At 70.0% G+C, this 16,305-nt stretch carries 13 protein-coding genes; 3 read left to right on the top strand and 10 right to left on the bottom strand.

The features are described 5' to 3' along the window. Window positions 1-34: 34 nt before the first annotated feature. The 4 genes from ndk to H5399_RS13975 are packed head-to-tail and all read right to left on the bottom strand — an operon-like array spanning window position 35 to window position 3,084. Window positions 35-442 carry a nucleoside-diphosphate kinase gene (ndk, locus tag H5399_RS13990; RefSeq protein WP_182783699.1) on the bottom strand — a complete coding sequence of 136 codons (408 nt, stop codon included), beginning with the start codon at window positions 440-442 and terminating at the stop codon, window positions 35-37. Next, window positions 439-792 (bottom strand): DUF4233 domain-containing protein, encoded by a 354-nt coding sequence (locus H5399_RS13985; RefSeq protein ID WP_370585777.1) that lies wholly within the window; start codon window positions 790-792, stop codon window positions 439-441. Before H5399_RS13985 ends, ndk begins: the two co-directional genes overlap by 4 nt. Beyond that, window positions 789-2,123 carry a folylpolyglutamate synthase/dihydrofolate synthase family protein gene (locus H5399_RS13980; protein WP_182783697.1) on the bottom strand — a complete coding sequence of 445 codons (1,335 nt, stop codon included), beginning with the start codon at window positions 2,121-2,123 and terminating at the stop codon, window positions 789-791. The genes H5399_RS13985 and H5399_RS13980 overlap by 4 nt, the downstream gene beginning before the upstream one ends. A gap of 13 nt (window positions 2,124-2,136) precedes the next feature. Continuing rightward, complete coding sequence (locus H5399_RS13975; RefSeq protein WP_182783695.1) at window positions 2,137-3,084, bottom strand: NAD-dependent epimerase/dehydratase family protein; 948 nt, start codon at window positions 3,082-3,084, stop codon at window positions 2,137-2,139. Window positions 3,085-3,213: 129 nt separating this feature from the next. On the opposite strand from H5399_RS13975, the gene H5399_RS13970 reads away from it, so the two are divergent. From H5399_RS13970 to valS, 3 genes are all read left to right on the top strand, one after another. After that, window positions 3,214-3,909 carry a TetR/AcrR family transcriptional regulator gene (locus H5399_RS13970; protein WP_182783693.1) on the top strand — a complete coding sequence of 232 codons (696 nt, stop codon included), beginning with the start codon at window positions 3,214-3,216 and terminating at the stop codon, window positions 3,907-3,909. 134 nt (window positions 3,910-4,043) lie between these two features. Then, window positions 4,044-4,859 carry a thioredoxin domain-containing protein gene (locus H5399_RS13965; protein WP_182783691.1) on the top strand — a complete coding sequence of 272 codons (816 nt, stop codon included), beginning with the start codon at window positions 4,044-4,046 and terminating at the stop codon, window positions 4,857-4,859. Between the two features lie 49 nt (window positions 4,860-4,908). Next, window positions 4,909-7,470, top strand: coding sequence for a valine--tRNA ligase (gene valS / locus H5399_RS13960; protein ID WP_182783689.1), 2,562 nt, complete (start codon window positions 4,909-4,911; stop codon window positions 7,468-7,470). Window positions 7,471-7,501: 31 nt separating this feature from the next. Here valS and H5399_RS13955 read toward each other — a convergent pair whose 3' ends face one another. The 6 genes from H5399_RS13955 to H5399_RS13930 form a co-directional block, all read right to left on the bottom strand. Next, window positions 7,502-8,743, bottom strand: coding sequence for a D-arabinono-1,4-lactone oxidase (locus H5399_RS13955; protein ID WP_182783687.1), 1,242 nt, complete (start codon window positions 8,741-8,743; stop codon window positions 7,502-7,504). A 2-nt stretch (window positions 8,744-8,745) separates the two neighbouring features. Next, window positions 8,746-11,976 carry a S41 family peptidase gene (locus H5399_RS13950; RefSeq protein ID WP_182783685.1) on the bottom strand — a complete coding sequence of 1,077 codons (3,231 nt, stop codon included), beginning with the start codon at window positions 11,974-11,976 and terminating at the stop codon, window positions 8,746-8,748. Between the two features lie 16 nt (window positions 11,977-11,992). Next, entirely contained in the window at window positions 11,993-13,501 is a 1,509-nt protein-coding gene (locus tag H5399_RS13945) for an ATP-dependent DNA ligase (protein ID WP_182783683.1), read from the bottom strand. Between the two features lie 31 nt (window positions 13,502-13,532). After that, window positions 13,533-14,813 (bottom strand): ATP-dependent Clp protease ATP-binding subunit ClpX, encoded by a 1,281-nt coding sequence (gene clpX / locus H5399_RS13940; RefSeq protein WP_182783682.1) that lies wholly within the window; start codon window positions 14,811-14,813, stop codon window positions 13,533-13,535. A gap of 116 nt (window positions 14,814-14,929) precedes the next feature. Further along, a complete protein-coding gene (locus H5399_RS13935) occupies window positions 14,930-15,529 on the bottom strand; it encodes an ATP-dependent Clp protease proteolytic subunit (RefSeq protein WP_182784011.1) in 600 nt (199 codons plus the stop codon). A gap of 41 nt (window positions 15,530-15,570) precedes the next feature. Further along, window positions 15,571-16,167, bottom strand: coding sequence for an ATP-dependent Clp protease proteolytic subunit (locus tag H5399_RS13930; RefSeq protein WP_182784009.1), 597 nt, complete (start codon window positions 16,165-16,167; stop codon window positions 15,571-15,573). Window positions 16,168-16,305 lie beyond the last annotated feature (138 nt).

Genomic DNA, 16,305 nt, shown 5'->3' with positions numbered 1-16,305 from the left:
CGCCGCCAAGGATAACCGCGGTCGCGCGTTTGACCTACCCTTCGCCGAACCAGAGGGCAATCTCGTGGGCGGCCGACTGGGGCGAATCAGAGGCGTGGACGGCGTTGCGCCGGGTCGACTCGGCGAAATCCGCCCGCACAGTGCCCGGCTCCGCCTTGGCGGGATCGGTGGCCCCGTGGAGCGCACGCACGCGTGCAACCGCGTCGTCTCCAGTGATCACCATGGCGATGAGCGGCCCCTCCGTCATGAACTCCCGCAGCGGCGGGTAGTACTCGCGTTCCACATGCTCGGAGTAGTGACGGTCCGCGAAGTCCGGGTCGATCTGACGGAACTCCATGGCGGCCAACCGGAGCCCGGCGTCCTCGTAGCGCGACACGATGGCCCCGACGTGGCCGGCCGCAACCGCGTCGGGCTTGATGATGACGAATGTCTGCTCGGTCACGAGCGGTTCCTTTCAGCCTGGGCAGCCTCGAGGCGCTTCCCCAGCACCACGCAGGTCACCCAGATCAGAGCGAAGATGAGACCCATGGCATACATCCAGGGGGTGAGGAGGCCGAGGCCGATGAGCACCACCTGGGCCACCCAGCCCACGACGTAGCCCCACCGCTTCCTGAGGCCGGCGGAGGCGGCGAGGCAGAGCAGCGTGGCCACGGCGCACCAGGCGGCCGCCACCCACAGGTTGACCCCGGAGACCTGGATCATCCCGATGAAGGCGAGCCACACCACGATGATCTCGAAGACGAGTACTGACATCGCGGCCGGGCGCAGCGGGTTTGCGGGATCGAGTGTCACGGGTGTCGCTCCGTCCTCAGGAGGTCGCGTGCCTCGCCGGCGGCGATCACGGAGCCGGCCACGAGCACGCCGGCGTGGGCGCTGGCGGTGTCTGCCAGCATCACAGCCAGGTCCAGCGCCTCGGCCATGGTGGCGGCGCGGTGCACCTGATGGGTGGACCACACGGTCTCGGCGACGGCGGCCAGTTCGTCGACAGGGCGGCCACGGGACGAGGACGACACCTGCGTGATGACCACCTGATCCATCTCCTCGGCGAAGATCCCCAGCACCTCCTCGGCATTCTTGTCCTGCATCATCGCCACCACACCGATCAGCGGCTCGAAGGTGTAGGACTCCACCACCGCGTCGATGGTGACGCGCGCGGCCGGCGGATTGTGGGCGGTGTCCACCACGATGGGGGGTGAGGTGCGCACCAGCTCCAGCCGGGCCGGCGCATCCACTGAGCCGAGGCCCTCGACGATCACCTCGGGGCTCAGCGGCTGACCGCCCAGGAAGGCCTCGACTGCGGCCACGGCCAGCGCGGCGTTGCGGGCCATGTGCTCGCCGAACAGCGGGAGGAACACGTCGCTCACGGGGCCACCCGCCGTGTCGATGCGGAGAAGCTGCCCTCCGACGGCCAGGCTGCGGTCCAGGACGCCGAAGTCCGGCCCCTCCACCTTCACCGGGGCCCCCACCTCGATGGCCCGCTCCAGCAGCACCCGCGCGGCCACCGGATCCTGACCAGCCAGGACGGCGGTCGAGCCGTGCTTGATGATGCCGGCCTTCTCGCCGGCGATCTCTTCCAACGTGGAGCCGAGAATGTGCATGTGGTCGAGCCCGATGGGGGTCACCACGGCCACCGCGGGGTCCGCGACGCTGGTGGCGTCCCACCTTCCCCCGAGGCCCACCTCCATGACGGCCACATCCACCGGGGCGTCGGCGAAGGCGGCGTAGGCCATGCCGGTGATGACCTCGAAGAACGTCATCGACACGCCGTCGAGCCGCTGTTCGTCCACCATGGCGACGTACGGCTCGATGTCACGCCAGACCTCGCCGAAGCGTTCCTCGCTGACCGCCTCCCCGTCGACGCTGATCCGCTCCCTGGCATCGCTCAGGTGCGGGCTGGCGAAGCGTCCGGTGCGCAGGCCCGCGGCGCGCAGCAGAGCCTCGATCATGATGGCGGTGCTGCCCTTGCCGTTGGTGCCGGCCACCTGGATCACGGGGAAGGCCTTCTGCGGGTCGCCGAGGAGATGCATGAGGGCCGAGATGCGCGTCAGGCTGGGCGCCACCCGGTGCTCGGGCCACCGGCTCGTCAAGGCGGCCGTCAACTCGTGGTGCGTGGTGTCAGTCATGGTGCACCCCAGCCTAGTGGGCACCGGCCTCTCGTCGAAGAGCCTCGACGGTGAGCTCAAGGCCCCGGCGTAGCGGCGTCGGGGCGAGGCCGAACCGCGCCTGGGCCGCGGACGAGTCCAGGACGAACGGCCGCTCGAACTGGTGCCGGGTCTCCCACAGCGCGTGCAGGATCGGGACGACGAGACCACCCACCGTGACCACCGCACGGGGAAGCGGCCTGGGCGCGATGGAGTCGACCCCCGCGATTCCGGCAGCCAACTCCGCCAGTTCGGCGAGGGTGGCGGGCTCGTCGGTGGGGACGTGCCACGCCCGGCCCCAGTCATCGGCGTCGTCGCGGAGGATGAGCGCCGCGATGAGCGCCGCGACGTCCAGGTCGAGCGTCCACGAGTGGGGCGCGTCGGCCACGCCCATCGGCGGCCGGGGGGTCTTCCCCGCCAGGAGCGGGGGCAGCACCATGCCGGACCCGAAGCTGCTGGCCAGCGTGTGGGGGCCGAGGTAGTCCGAGGCGCGCACCTCGATGGCCCTCACGCGTCCGGCCTTGTGCCTGGCCATCGCATCCTCGAACATGCGGGCGCGCACCCGACCCTTCGCGCCGTTCGGCGCCACCGTCGTCTCCTCGGTCATCGGCGCGTCCACCCTCCCGTACAGGTACAGGTTGGACACCGTCACCAGCCGGGTGCCCTCGGATGCATCCAGGATCGAGTCCGCCATCGGCGGCCATTGCTTCTGCCACCTGTAGTACAGAGACGGGTTGAGGGCGTTGACGAGGGTGGCCGCACCGGTCGCGGCCGAGCGCAGGGCGTCGCGGTCGGTCACGTCGAGGGCGAGGGCCGACACCCCGGCCACGTGGGCGTCGCGGCCGGAGCGCGACGCAAGGACGACGTCCTCGCCCGCCGCCGCGAGGGACATGGCGACGCTGCGACCGATTCCGCCGGCGCCGAGGATGAGGTGACGGGACATGGGGGACTCCTTGCATGGATTAACGAGAGCACCGCTCTCTTTTCGAGGATGCGCCCGCGCAGCGAGGATGTCAAGAGCGGTGCTCTCATTTCCTTGACGGCGACGACCCCACTCCGGCACGCTGGGCCCATGGAGGGACGACGTGCGCTGAACCGGCAGTACCTCGAGGCGGAGATTCTGCGGCTCGGGCGCGCCCAGCTCGCCGAGGCCGGGGCCGCTGCCCTGTCGTTGAGGGCTGTCGCCAGAGACCTGGGCATGGCGTCGTCTGCGGTCTACCGCTACGTCGCCAGCCGGGACGAGCTGCTGACCCGGCTGATCGTCGAGTCCTACGACGCGCTCGGCGACGCCGTGGACGACGCGCTTCGCGAGGTCCCCGTCGAGGATCTTCGCGGCAGATGGTTGGCCATCGGGGGCGCCATGCGGGGGTGGGCTGTGAGCCACCCGCACGACTGGGCCCTGCTCTACGGCTCGCCCGTGCCCGGCTACGTTGCCCCACCCGAGCGGACGACGCCGCCCGGCACCCGAGTGTTGCTGCTCGTCATCGGGCTGATCCTCGAAGCCGTTGCGGCCGGGCGGGCCGCGCCCGCCTCGCGCCGGCGGTCCCCGAGTGACGGGGCACTGGCCGGCGCGCGTCACCAGGTGCATGAACTGGGACTGACCGAGGAGCAGCTTCCTGCTGAACTCTTCCTGGCCGCGATGGCCGCGTGGACCCTGATGGCCGGGTCGGTGTCGGTTGAGGTGTTCGAGCAGTTCGGCGAACTGGACACCTACGAGGAACTGCACGCGAGCAACCTGGCCGTGGCGTCGGGCCTGATCCTGGCCTGAACACGCCTCCCCCCGGGGCTCCCGGACGTCGATTCGGGCCTTTGAGCTGCCCGGTTAGGATGACCCGTAGGCAGCGATGGGCCATGTTCCATCGCTCCGCCGCACCGTTCACGCCCCTCAAGGAGCTTCGCAATATGGCCAACAATTCGTCGCTGAGCAAGCGCGCCGCCCTGCGCCAGCAGCAGGAGATGGAAGAGCGCACCAAGCGCACGCGCCGCATTCTCGCCGTCGGCGCGGGACTCGCGGCGCTGACCATCGTCGCGGTGCTGGCGATTGTGATCATGCAGGCGCTGGCCAAGCAGGCGCCTGTAGCGACGGAGCAGCTGACGCCCCCCAACGCCACGGCCTCCTCCGGCATCGCTCTGGCGGGCAAGCAGCCACAGGAGGGCACCCCCCACCTGGTGGTGTGGGAGGACTTCCAGTGCCCGGCCTGCGCCTCGCGGGAGGAGAGCTACGGGCCCATCATCGAGCAGTTGGTGGCCGACGGTTCGATCACCGCGGAGATCCGCACCGCGTTCTTCCTGGACGCCGGGCTGCGCAACGACTCGTCGAAGCGCGCCGCCCTGGCCGCCGCAGCGGCCGACGAGGTGGGCGCGTTCGACGCCTTCCACCGCGTGGTCTACGCCAACCATCCTGCCCAGGAGGGCACCGGCTTCACCGATCAGCAGCTGCGGGTGGACTTCCCGGCCTTGGCCGGCATCGAGGGCGAGGACCTCACCCGGTACCAGGAGCTCTACGACACCCGGGCCTTCAACGACTTCACCGACGCCGCCAACCAGAAGTTCAACGACGACCAGATCGGCGCCACGCCCACCTTCCTCGTGAGCGGTCAGGCCCTGGAGTTCTACGACCAGGAGTCCCAGACCGTCCTGATCCAGCCCACCGCGGAGAGCCTGCTCGGGGCCATCACCGAGGCGTTCGAGTCGGGCGGCCAGCAGCTCGAGAGCTGACCGGGCGACGGTTCGGGCGGGCGCGCGCTGCCCATTAAGATCGGGTCCCATGACCCATTCGAACGCGTCTGCGCGCGCCCTCCCCGACAAGCCCGTCCTCGAAGGCCTGGAGGCCAAGTGGGGGCAGGTATGGGCCGAGGAGAGCACCTACGCGTTCGTCAGGCCCTCAAGCCGCGAGGACGTGTTCAGCATCGACACGCCCCCGCCGACGGTGTCCGGCTCGCTACACGTGGGCCACGTGTTCAGCTACACCCACACAGACACGGTGGCCCGCTACCAGCGGATGCGCGGCAAGCACGTGTTCTACCCGATGGGCTGGGACGACAACGGCCTGCCCACCGAGCGCCGGGTCCAGAACTTCTACGGCGTGCGCTGCGACCCGTCGATCCCCTATGACGCGGGCTTCGAGGCTCCCGCCAAGCCGGACCCCAAGCGTCAGGTTCCGATCAGCCGGGCCAACTTCATCGAGCTCTGCCACGAGCTGACCGCCGTCGACGAGCAGGCTTTCGAGGCCCTCTGGAAGCAGCTGGGCCTCTCGGTGGACTGGTCCACGCTCTACACCACCATCTCGGCGAGCTCGCAGGCCGTGGCCCAGAAGGCCTTCCTGCGCAACCATGCCCGCGGCGAGGCCTACCTCAGCTACGCCCCCACCCTGTGGGACGTCACATTCCACACCGCTGTGGCGCAGGCGGAGCTGGAGGCCCGCGAGTACCCCGGCGCCTACCACCGCGTGGCGTTCCACCGGCCCGACGGCACCCCGGTGCACATCGAGACCACCCGCCCGGAGCTGCTGGCTTCCGTCTGCGCGCTCATCGCGCACCCGGACGACGAGCGGTACCAGCCGCTTTTCGGCAGCACCGTCACCTCTCCCCTCTTCGGCGTGGAGATCCCGGTCCTGGCGCACGAGGCGGCGGAGCCAGACAAGGGCGCCGGCATTGCCATGTGCTGCACCTTCGGCGACCTGACGGACGTCACGTGGTGGCGCGAGCTCAACCTCCCCACCCGCACGGTGATCGGCCGCGACGGCCGCATCCAGGGGGAGACGCCCGAGTGGATCGTCAACGCCGGCGCCTACGAAGCCATCGCCGGCAAGACCGCGTTCTCCGCACGGGAGGCCACCGTCGCGATGCTGCGCGAGACCGGCGACCTCGACGGCGACCCCAAGCCCACCACGCGCATGACCAACTTCTACGAGAAGGGCGACAAGCCGCTCGAGATCGTGGCCACCCGCCAGTGGTACATCAGCAACGGCGGACGCGACGAGGACATCAAGCAGGAGATGCTCGCGCGAGGCCACGAATTGCAGTGGACCCCCGAGCACATGGCACACCGCTACGAGAACTGGGTGGGCGGGCTCAACGGTGACTGGCTGATCTCCCGCCAGCGCTTCTTTGGAGTGCCGTTCCCAGTCTGGTACCGCCTGGATGCCGACGGCGAACCCGACTACGAGTCCCCCATCGTGGCCGACGAGGCCTCGCTGCCGATCGATCCGGTCACCGACTGCCCGCCGGGGTTCACCGACGAGCAGCGCGACCAGCCTGGCGGGTTCATGGCGGACCCGGACGTGATGGACACCTGGGCCACGTCGTCGCTCACCCCCCACCTGGCCACCGGCTGGGAGCGCGATGAGGAACTGTTCGCGCTCACGTTCCCGATGGACGTGGCGCCGCAGGCCCACGACATCATCCGGACCTGGCTGTTCAGTCGGGTGGTGCGGGCCCACTTCGAGAACGGCTCCCTGCCGTGGAAGCGCGCCACCATCTCGGGCTTCGTGGTGGACCCGGACCGCAAGAAGATGAGCAAGTCCAAGGGCAACGTCGTGGTGCCCACAGACATCCTGGACAAGTACGGCTCGGATGCCGTGCGCTGGCGCGCCGCGATGGCGCGCCCCGGGATGGACTCGCCCTTCGACGAGACCCAGATGAAGGTGGGTCGTCGCCTCGCCATGAAGATCCTCAACGCCGGCAAGTTCGTGCTCACGATGGCCGAGAATCCGGGCGGGCTCCAGGCCGTGACTAGCCCCGTCGATCTTGCGATGCTGGCTGGCCTGCGTGGAGTGGTGGCCACCGCGACGAAGGCGTTCGACGACTTCGACTACACCGGGGCGCTCGAGGCCACGGAGTCGTTCTTCTGGTCCTTCTGCGACGACTACCTCGAGCTGGTCAAGGAACGCGCCTACGGCGCCCAGGGGGCCGAGGCGCAGGCCTCCGCGCAGGCCGCGCTGGCGTTGGCGCTCGACGTGCAGCTGCGGCTGTTCGCCCCCATCCTCCCGTTCGTCACGGAAGAGGTGTGGCGCTGGACGCACGGCGCCTCGGTGCACCTGGCGGGGTGGCCCACCGTCGACGAGCTTCCCACCGGGGACCCCGCGTTGCTCGCGGACGTGGCCACGGCGCTGATCGCAATCCGGGGCGCCAAATCGACGGCGAAGGTCTCGATGAAGGCGGAAGTGTCGCGGGCGGCGTTCGCCGGCCCCGCGGGCGTCGTCGCGAGGCTGCGCACCATCGAAGCGGACCTCCGCGCAGTGGGCCGGCTCGTCGGCGAGGTGACGTGGGCCGAGGTCGACGCCCCGCTCGGTGTCGAGGTGGAGCTGGCTCCCACGGCCGACCAGTAACGGCGCGCCGGTCCCGTCCGTCGGTCGTGAGCTACAGGCCGAGCCTGGTCAGGTAGGGATTGGCGAACCGGCGGGCCGGGTCCATCCGGCCGCGCAGCTCCGCGAAGTCCGACCACCGCAGGTAGCGGGCGGCCACCTCGTCGCCGGGCATCGTGAACACCTTGCCCCAGTGGGGGCGCGCCGTATCCGGCAGGGCCGCCTCCAGCTCTGGCAGAAGCGCGCGCACCGCCGCCTCGTCCGGCTTCCAGGTGAAGTGGAGCCCCACCGCGTCCGCCCCGAAGGCCGGGGAGAGCCACAGCTGGTCCGGGGCCATGGTGCGGATCTCGCACACGAACAGCAGCGGCGCGATCCTCGGTGCCAGCCCGGCCACCGCCTCGATCGCCGCGACAGCATCAGTCCGCGGCACCAGGTACTCCGACTGCAGTTCCGCGCCCACCGACGGGGTGAACTCCAGCCTGAAGTGCGGCAACCTGTCGTACCACGGCCCGAACTCGCCCATCTGCGGGGTGCAGGGGGTGGGGTCGATGCCCGCGATCGGGTGCCGCGGCCCGCCTGCCGGGCGCCCGCCCGCGGCGAGAATCCCGCCAACGGACGGCTCACCCGCGGACTTCACCCACACCTGCTCGATGACTGCCGGGTCCTGCCAGGTCGTGAACATGCTGACGCTGTCCCCGGCCCCCGTGACCGCCGACAGATCACCCAGGACGGCGTCGAGGCGCACCCCCTCGAAGACCCTCTGCGCCACCGGGTGCGCCGGCGCCACGTCGAGCTCCACGTGCGTGAGCACTCCCAGGGCACCGAGTCCGACGACGGCGCCATCGAAGTCCGCGCCGCCGCGCTCCATCCGCACCAGCTCGCCGCGACCGTCGACGATCTCCAGCGCGGAGACCTGCGTGGCGAGCGAGCCGATGCGGTCCCCGGAACCGTGCGTTCCGGTCTGCACGGCGCCCGCCACGGAGATGTGGGGCAGGGAGGCCAGGTTGGCCAAGGCCACGCCCTGGTCGCGCAGCGCGGGCACCAGGTCGCCGTAGCGCCACCACGCCGGGACCCTGACCGTGGCCTCGCCCACCCGCACGGGACCCTCATCGCTCAGCTCCCCCAACGAGATCTGGACCCCGACGGTGTCCGCGATGTCGTTGAAACAGTGCCGCGACCCCACCACCCGGATCTGCTCCTCGGCCGCGACGAGCTCCTGCAGCTCCTCGACGGACGTCGGCTCGGCCAGGCGTCGCGCGGAGTAGGTGACGTTGCCCGCCCAGTTGGTCCCTGTCATGCTCAGCTCTCTCTGCGTGCGAATCGAGGTGCCTCGAACGACGGCGGGCTCGCCGCCGGTCGATCGGCCAGCCGGGACAGCGCCTCGTCGATGGCGCGGTCCAGCTGCACGTCGTCCTCGGACTCCCACTCGGCCGGCCCCGTCTCGACCACGATGTCCGGGTCCACGCCGTGGTTCTCCAGGCCGAAGCCGTACTTGTCGAACGCGATCCAGTACCGCGGCTGCGTGACCTCGGTGCCGTCGACCAGCGTGAACCGGCCGTCGATGCCGACGACGCCGCCCCAGCTCCGCTCCCCCACCACTGGGCCGAGGCCCAGCTCCTGGGCGGCGGCCGTGACGATGTCGCCGTCGGATCCGGCGTAGGCGTTGGTGAGAAACACCACCGGGCCGCGGGCGGCCTGGCTGGGGTAGGTGGTGACGTCGTCGTGATGCCGCGCCCCGTTCCAGCCCACGGCCCGCCGCGACAACCGCTCGATGACCAGCTCGGAGGTGTGACCGCCGGCGTTGAAGCGGACGTCCACCACCACGGCCTCGCACCGCATGGCCGCGTCGATGAGGCGGTGGAACTCCGCCCACCCCCGCGCCACCATGTCCGGCACGTGCACGTACCCGACGCGCCCCTGGGACCGGGCGCGGGTGTGGGCCACGCGGCCGGCCACCCACTCGTGGTAGCGCATGGGCGCCTCACTGGGCGTGGGCACAACGGCGACGCGCCTGCGCTGCCGCCCCTGCACGAGGGTGAGCTCCACCACCTTGTCAGCGGCGCCTTGGAGGAGCGCACCGATGTCTGGCACCTCTGCCGTGGAGCGCCCGTCGACTGCGGCGATGACGTCGCCTGGCGCCGCCGCGACCCCTGCGGCCCGAAGCGGGGACCGGGCGGACGGGTCCGAGGTCTCCCCCGGCAGGATCCGCGAGATCACCACCTCGCCCTTGGTGTTGCGCGTGAACTCCGCACCGAGGAACGCCACGTGTGCGCCGTCGTGATGATGCGACGGCGGGTCGACGTAGGCGTGTGAGGTGTTGAGCTCCCCCACCGTCTCCCAGAGCACGTCGACAAGGTCGTCGTGGCTGGCGATCCGGTTGAGCAGCGGCCGGTAGCGGGCGACGGCGGCCGCCCAGTCCGTGCCGTCGAAGTCGTCGCGCCAGTAGTGGTCCCGCATGAGGCGGGCGTTCTCCTCGAACATCTGCCGCCACTCCGCCCGCGGGTCCACCTCGCGGCGGAGGCGGCTGAGGTCCACGGGGATCTTGGCGTCGTCGCCGTCGGGCTCATGGTCGGCCTGCTGAACCCAGATGTCCTCGCCGTTGCGCACGACGAGGCGCTCGCCGTCCCCGCTGATCGCGGCGCCATCGCAGCCCTCGACCACCACCGTCAGCTTGCGGGTCTTGAACGAGAAGTGTTCGACGTGGTCCTTGACTTCGCCCTCGACCCCGGCCCGGGCGGCGCCCAGCTCACCGGTGGAGCGCAGCGCCACCCACACGAGGCCTTCCTTGGCGGCCTGCAGCGAGGCGTACCGCGACGACGCCACCGGCAGCGGCACCATGCGGTCCTCCACGCCGTCCAGGTCGAAGACCACGACGGGGGCCGTCTCCTCTTGCACGGCCTCACCGTCCTTGGCAGCTTCGGACTTCTTCTCGTCGTCCTTGTCGTCGGACTCGCTGATGGGCCATCCATCGGCCGATGGCCCGAACGGGGCCGGCTCGGTGGCGCTGAGCGGCACCAACCAGGGACGGGTGGAGTTGGTGAACGCCAGGTCGAACCCGAGCTCGTCGTAGGTGGGGTCGATGGTGCGGCTGGAGAGGAAGCACAGGTACTTGCCGTCCGCGGTGAAGGTGGGCGAGTAGTCGTTGAACTGCCCGCGGGTGAGCGTGAACCCTGCCTCGGCCGTCATGTCGTAGCCGACGAGCTGGCCCAGCATGCCCTCGTTCGCCACGGCGTTGCGCCACACCAGGTAGCGGCCGTCCGGGGACCAGGTCAGGCCTGTGGCCTCACCCACCGGAGACCGACCCACCTTCCGGGCGGAGCCGCGGGCCACGTCAAGGATGTAGACCGTGCCGTCGTGGCTGCCCACCGCGACCTTGCTGCCCTCCGCGTTGGGCTCCAACGTCATCACGCGACCCAGGCGCCCGGCGCCGAGGCGGCGGGCCGGGCCGTAGCCGTCCAGTTGCCGGATCTCCAGCGCGTCCTCGCCCCCCTCGTCTGTCACCCACACCCCGCGTCCTGTCTGCGCCAGGAACCGCGGCTCGCGGATGCGCACGCCCGGCGACTCGGCGACGGCGCGGGCCGGGCCTCCGCGGTGGGTGAGCAGGTAGGCGGCGCCGCGCCACTCCACGAGTGAGGCGTCCCCACCGCGGTCCGGTGCGATCGACTCGAGCCGGTCCGTGGGCGCGACCGGCACCGGCTGGGGGCGCCCCAGGGGAACGGTGATGTCCAGGGCCTGGGGTTCGGCCTTCAACGTGGCCAGGTAGTGCAGACGACCCCGGGCGTGATAAATGACGGCCTGGCCGTCCGTGGTGGCGTCGCGCACGTAGCCCTGCTCGGCGCTGTGCCGGGTGTGCTGACGCAGGTCCTTGCCTGCGGAGTTCACGGACCAGACCTGCCCCTGCACGTCCGGCCCCTCCCCCAGATCCGAGGTGAACATCAGCCGCTCCCCCACCCAGGAGGGCCAGAAGAGGCCGGCGGTCACGTCCGGCAGGAGCCGCTTCCAGTCGCCCTTGCCCTCCGCAGAGAGGTACAGGCGGGCGGCCATGCCACCCCGGTACCGCTTCCATCCCGAGGGATCCCGGAAGTTCGCCGACGCGATAGCGACGCGACCCTTCCTGTGCACCGCCGCCGAGGTGGCCAGCCCCCACGGAAGCCGGGTGAGCCGGCCGTCCAGCGACAACGAATACATGGACGAGTCCACGCGGTGGAAGCCCTCGTGCTGGGAGCAGACCAGGATGTGCTCGGCATCCAGCCACCCGGACACCAGCATGGGCCGCCCACTCAACCAGGTCAGCCGCCTCGTGCCGCCGTCGAGGTCCACGACGTAGGCGTCCCACCCGCCGTTGGTGGTGGCGGTGAACGCAACCCGGGAGCCGTCGGGCGAGATTCGGGGGTTGCGGGGCGTCTCCTCCCCCAGCGTGATCCGCGAGGCGCGTCCGCCTCCGAGCGATCCGAGCCAGAGGTCGTCGTCGGCGACGAAGACGACAGTGTCGCGGTGAAGGTGCGGGAAGCGCAGGTAGCCATCAGTCACCGCCCCACGATACCGCCTAGGCGAGAGCCCGAACCGACTCCAGGGTGTCGGCCTCGGCGGCGGTCTTGTCGTCGCGGTAGCGCAGAACCCGGGCGAATCGGAGGGCCACACCGCCGGGGTAGCGGCTGGAACGCTGGACCCCGTCGAAGGCCACTTCCACCACCTGCTCGGGGCGCAGGTGAACGACGTGGCCCTCCCGTCGCACCTCCAACCCGAGGAAGCGCTCGGTCTGCCAGACCAGCATTTCGTCCGTCATGCCCTTGAACGTCTTTCCGAGCATGGTGAAGCCGTCGCCGTCGCGGGCCCCGAGGTGGATGTTCGACAGCAGACCCCGGCGGCGGCCGCTGCCCCACTCGACCGCCAGCACCACCAGATCCAGTGTGTGTCGCGGCTTGACCTTCACCCACCCTGAGCCCCGCCTCCCCGCGTCATAGGGGGCCGCGAGGTCCTTCACCACCACCCCCTCGTGCCCGAGCGCGAGCATCTGGGCGAAGAACTCGTGCGCGACGGCGGGCTCAGAGGTGATCACGCGGGGGGCCCTCGCGGCCTCCGGGACGACGGCGGCCAGCGCCTCGAATCGCGTCCAGGCCGGCTCGTCGATCAGGTCCCGGCCATCGAGATGCAGAACGTCGAAGAACAGCGGTGTGAGCGGGACCGCCTCATGGAGGGTGTCGTCCCTGCTCATCGCCCGGGCGCCGGTCTCCTGGAACGGCCGTGGCCGGCCGTGCGGGCCGAGCGCAAGGGCCTCCCCGTCGAGCACCACGGCCTTGACATCCAGCCCCAGCACCATCGCCACCACCTCAGGCAGCCGATCGGTGATGTCGTCCAGCGAGCGGGTGAACACCGCCACGTCCTGGCCCGCCCGGTGGACCTGGATGCGGATCCCGTCGATCTTCCCGTCGACCGCGACCTCGCCGCCGAGGCCCACCAGGGCCGCGTCGACATCCGGGGCGGAGGCGGCAAGCATCGGCCGCACCGGCCGACCCACGGCGAGGCGGAAGCCGGCCAGCGCCTCGCGGCCACCCGACAGCGCCGCGGCAGCTACGGGGCCGGTAGGGGCGGAGAACATCGCGGCGCGGCGGACGAGAGCGACAGGCAGCACGGCGGCCTCGGCGATGGCCTCGAGGAGCAGCGAGTCGAGCGCCCCCTGGCGCAACTCGCCGGAGATGAGTCCCCTGATCCACTCCTGCTCGGTCGCGGTGGCCGCGCCGAAGAGGGCACGCACTGCGCGCGTGCGCTCCTCCTGGGAGCCCGGCCCGGCCAGCTCCGCGAGCCGGCCCAGCGCCTCGTCCAGGGCGGAGGCGGTCAGCGTGGGTTCAAGAGCGGGAGCCGGCAGGCTGGCCAGCGTGCGCCATCCCACCCCGGTGCGTCGCTGCCTGATACCACCTGCGAGGAAGGTGGCCACGATCTCCACGTCTGCAGGGTCTGCCGCGTTCAGCGCCTCGGCCAGGAGGTGTCGCTTCTCCAGGCGCGAGGGGGTGGCGGCGACGGCCGCTGACGTGGCGACCAGCCGGTGAAGCTCCATGCCCCTCCTCTGCCCCGCGGCGGGTGAGGGATCAGGCCGAGAGGTCGCGGCGGCGGGCGAGCTTGGCGCGGGGCACCATCGTGGGCGCCGCGACACCGTCGACGGCGTCCTTGGTGACAAGCACCTGGGCCACGTCGTCCTCGGAGGGGACGTCGAACATGACGTCCAGGAGGAGCTCTTCAAGGATGCCGCGTAGCCCGCGCGCACCAGTGCCCCTCAGGAGCGCCAGGTCCGCGATGGCGACGATGGCCTCGTCGGTGAACTCCAACTGCACCCCGTCGAGCTCGAAGAGCTTCTGGAACTGGCGCACGAGCGCGTTGCGCGGCTCGATGAGGATGCGCACCAGTGCGTCTCGGTCAAGCTGGGAGACCGAGGTGATCATGGGCAGCCGGCCGATGAACTCGGGAATGAGGCCGAACTTGTGCAGATCCTCGGAGCGCACCGCCGTGAACGGGTCCACGTCCGGCTTCCGCGCGTCCGCCGAGTTGTTGAACCCGAGCGGGCGCTTGCCGATGCGCTGGTTGATGATGTCCTCCAGGCCGGAGAACGCACCCCCGACGATGAACAGCACCTTGGTGGTGTCGATCTGGAGGAAGTCCTGATGGGGGTGTTTGCGGCCACCCTGCGGGGGGACGGAGGCGACAGTGCCCTCAAGGATCTTCAGCAGGGCCTGCTGCACTCCCTCGCCTGAGACGTCCCGGGTGATGGACGGATTCTCGGACTTGCGCGCCACCTTGTCGATCTCGTCGATGTAGATGATGCCGGTCTCGGCCTTGGCGATGTCGAAATCAGCGGACTGGATGAGCTTGAGCAGGATGTTCTCCACGTCCTCGCCGACATAGCCCGCCTCGGTGAGGGCAGTGGCGTCGGCCATCGCGAACGGAACCTTGAGCATCCTGGCCAGCGTCTGGGCGAGGTAGGTCTTTCCGCAGCCGGTCGGGCCGATGAGGAGGATGTTCGACTTGCCGACCTCGACGTCGTCGTGCTCGGCGCGCCGGCCGTGCGCCTCCTGCTGGGACTGGATGCGCTTGTAGTGGTTGTACACCGCCACGGAGAGGGCTTTCTTGGCGCCGTCCTGGCCGATGACGTAGGTGTCCAGGAAGTCCCGGATCTCGCGCGGCTTCGGCAGCTCGGTGACGAGGCCGGCGTCCACCGGAGCCGGGAACTCCTCCTCGATGATCTCGTTGCACAGCCCGATGCACTCGTCGCAGATGTAGACGCCGGGACCGGCGATCAGCTTCTTGACCTGCTTCTGGCTCTTGCCACAGAAGTTGCACTTGAACAGGTCGCTTGACTCGCCGATGCGTGCCACGTCTCCACCTCCTTGGCTCGAGTGCCTTGCGTTGATCTCCGATTTCCCACCCTACCCGGGACACCCGGGCTGGGGACTGCGAAACGCCTTCCCGAGCCCGGAGTGTTCCGGGGTCTTCAGTCGAGTCCCTTGAGCGAGGGGAGGATGTCGTCGACGATGCCGTACTCGACCGCCTGCTGGGCGGTGAGGTACTTGTCGCGCTCGATGTCCTTGCTCACCTTGTCGAGGTCCTGGCCCGTGTCCGCGGCCAGCATGGTCTCCATCAGCGCGCGGATCCGCAGGATCTCCCTGGCCTGGATCTCGAGGTCCGAGGACTGGCCGTAGCCGCCCTCGGTGGCGGGCTGGTGGATGAGGATGCGCGAGTTGGGCAGCGCGAGCCGCTTGCCTTTCGTGCCGGCGGCCAGCAGCACTGCGGCGGCGGAGGCCGCCTGGCCGAGGCAGACGGTCTGGATGTCCGGCTTGATGTAGCGCATCGTGTCGTAGATGGCGGTCAACGCGGTGAAGGAGCCGCCGGGCGAGTTGATGTAGATCGAGATCTGGCGCTCGGGGTCCATCGACTGCAGACAGAGGAGCTGCGCCATGACGGCGTTGGCCACGTCGTCGTTGATGGGGGTGCCGAGGAAGATGATCCGGTCCTCGAACAGCTTGGTGTAGGGGTCCACCCGGCGCATGCCGTAGCTGGTGCGCTCTTCCCACTGGGGGATGTAGTAGCTCATGTCCATTCCGGTGGGTGCGGAGCCCTGGGGCAGGTTGGTGATCACTGGTTCGGGGCCTCCGTCTTGATCTGGGATGCGCGCTCGTAGACGTGGTCGATGAACCCGTACTCGAGCGCCTGCTCGGCGGTGAACCACCGGTCACGGTCTGAGTCGGCCTCGATCTGGTCCACCGTCTGGCCGGTGTGCTTGGCGATGAGGGCGGCCATGGTGCGCTTGATGTGCAGCGACTGCTCCGCCTGGATCCGGATGTCGGAGGCGGTGCCGCCGAGCCCGCCGGAGGGCTGGTGCATCATGATCCGGCTGTGCGGCAGCGCGAAGCGCTTGCCGGGCGTGCCGGCCGAGAGCAGGAACTGCCCCATCGATGCCGCCAGGCCCATGGCGACGGTGGCGACGTCGTTGCTGATCCACTGCATGGTGTCGAAGATGGCCATGCCGGAGTCCACCGAGCCGCCGGGCGAGTTGATGTAGAGGTAGATGTCCTGGTGCGGGTCCTCCGCATTCAGCAGCAGCATCTGTGCACAGATCGCGTTGGCGTTCTCGTCGCGCACCTCCGACCCGAGGAAGATGATCCGGTTGGCCAGGAGGGACGAATACACGTTGTCTGTCATGCCGAGGCCGGCGCCCGAGGGCCCGGCCATCCGGATGTCGTTTCGAGTCTCAGTCACCCCACTAACCTACCGGCATTCGCCAAGGACCCAACAGCGCGGGGCCGTGTTCGCCCGAGGCGTCACCGGAGACGACAGGATCGCCGCGGGAACGGGTCCCGCGGCGATCCT

The organism is Tessaracoccus sp. MC1627 (genome assembly GCF_014164725.1).
Lineage (GTDB): Bacteria > Actinomycetota > Actinomycetes > Propionibacteriales > Propionibacteriaceae > Arachnia.
This window is presented reverse-complemented; position numbering and strand designations above follow the sequence as displayed.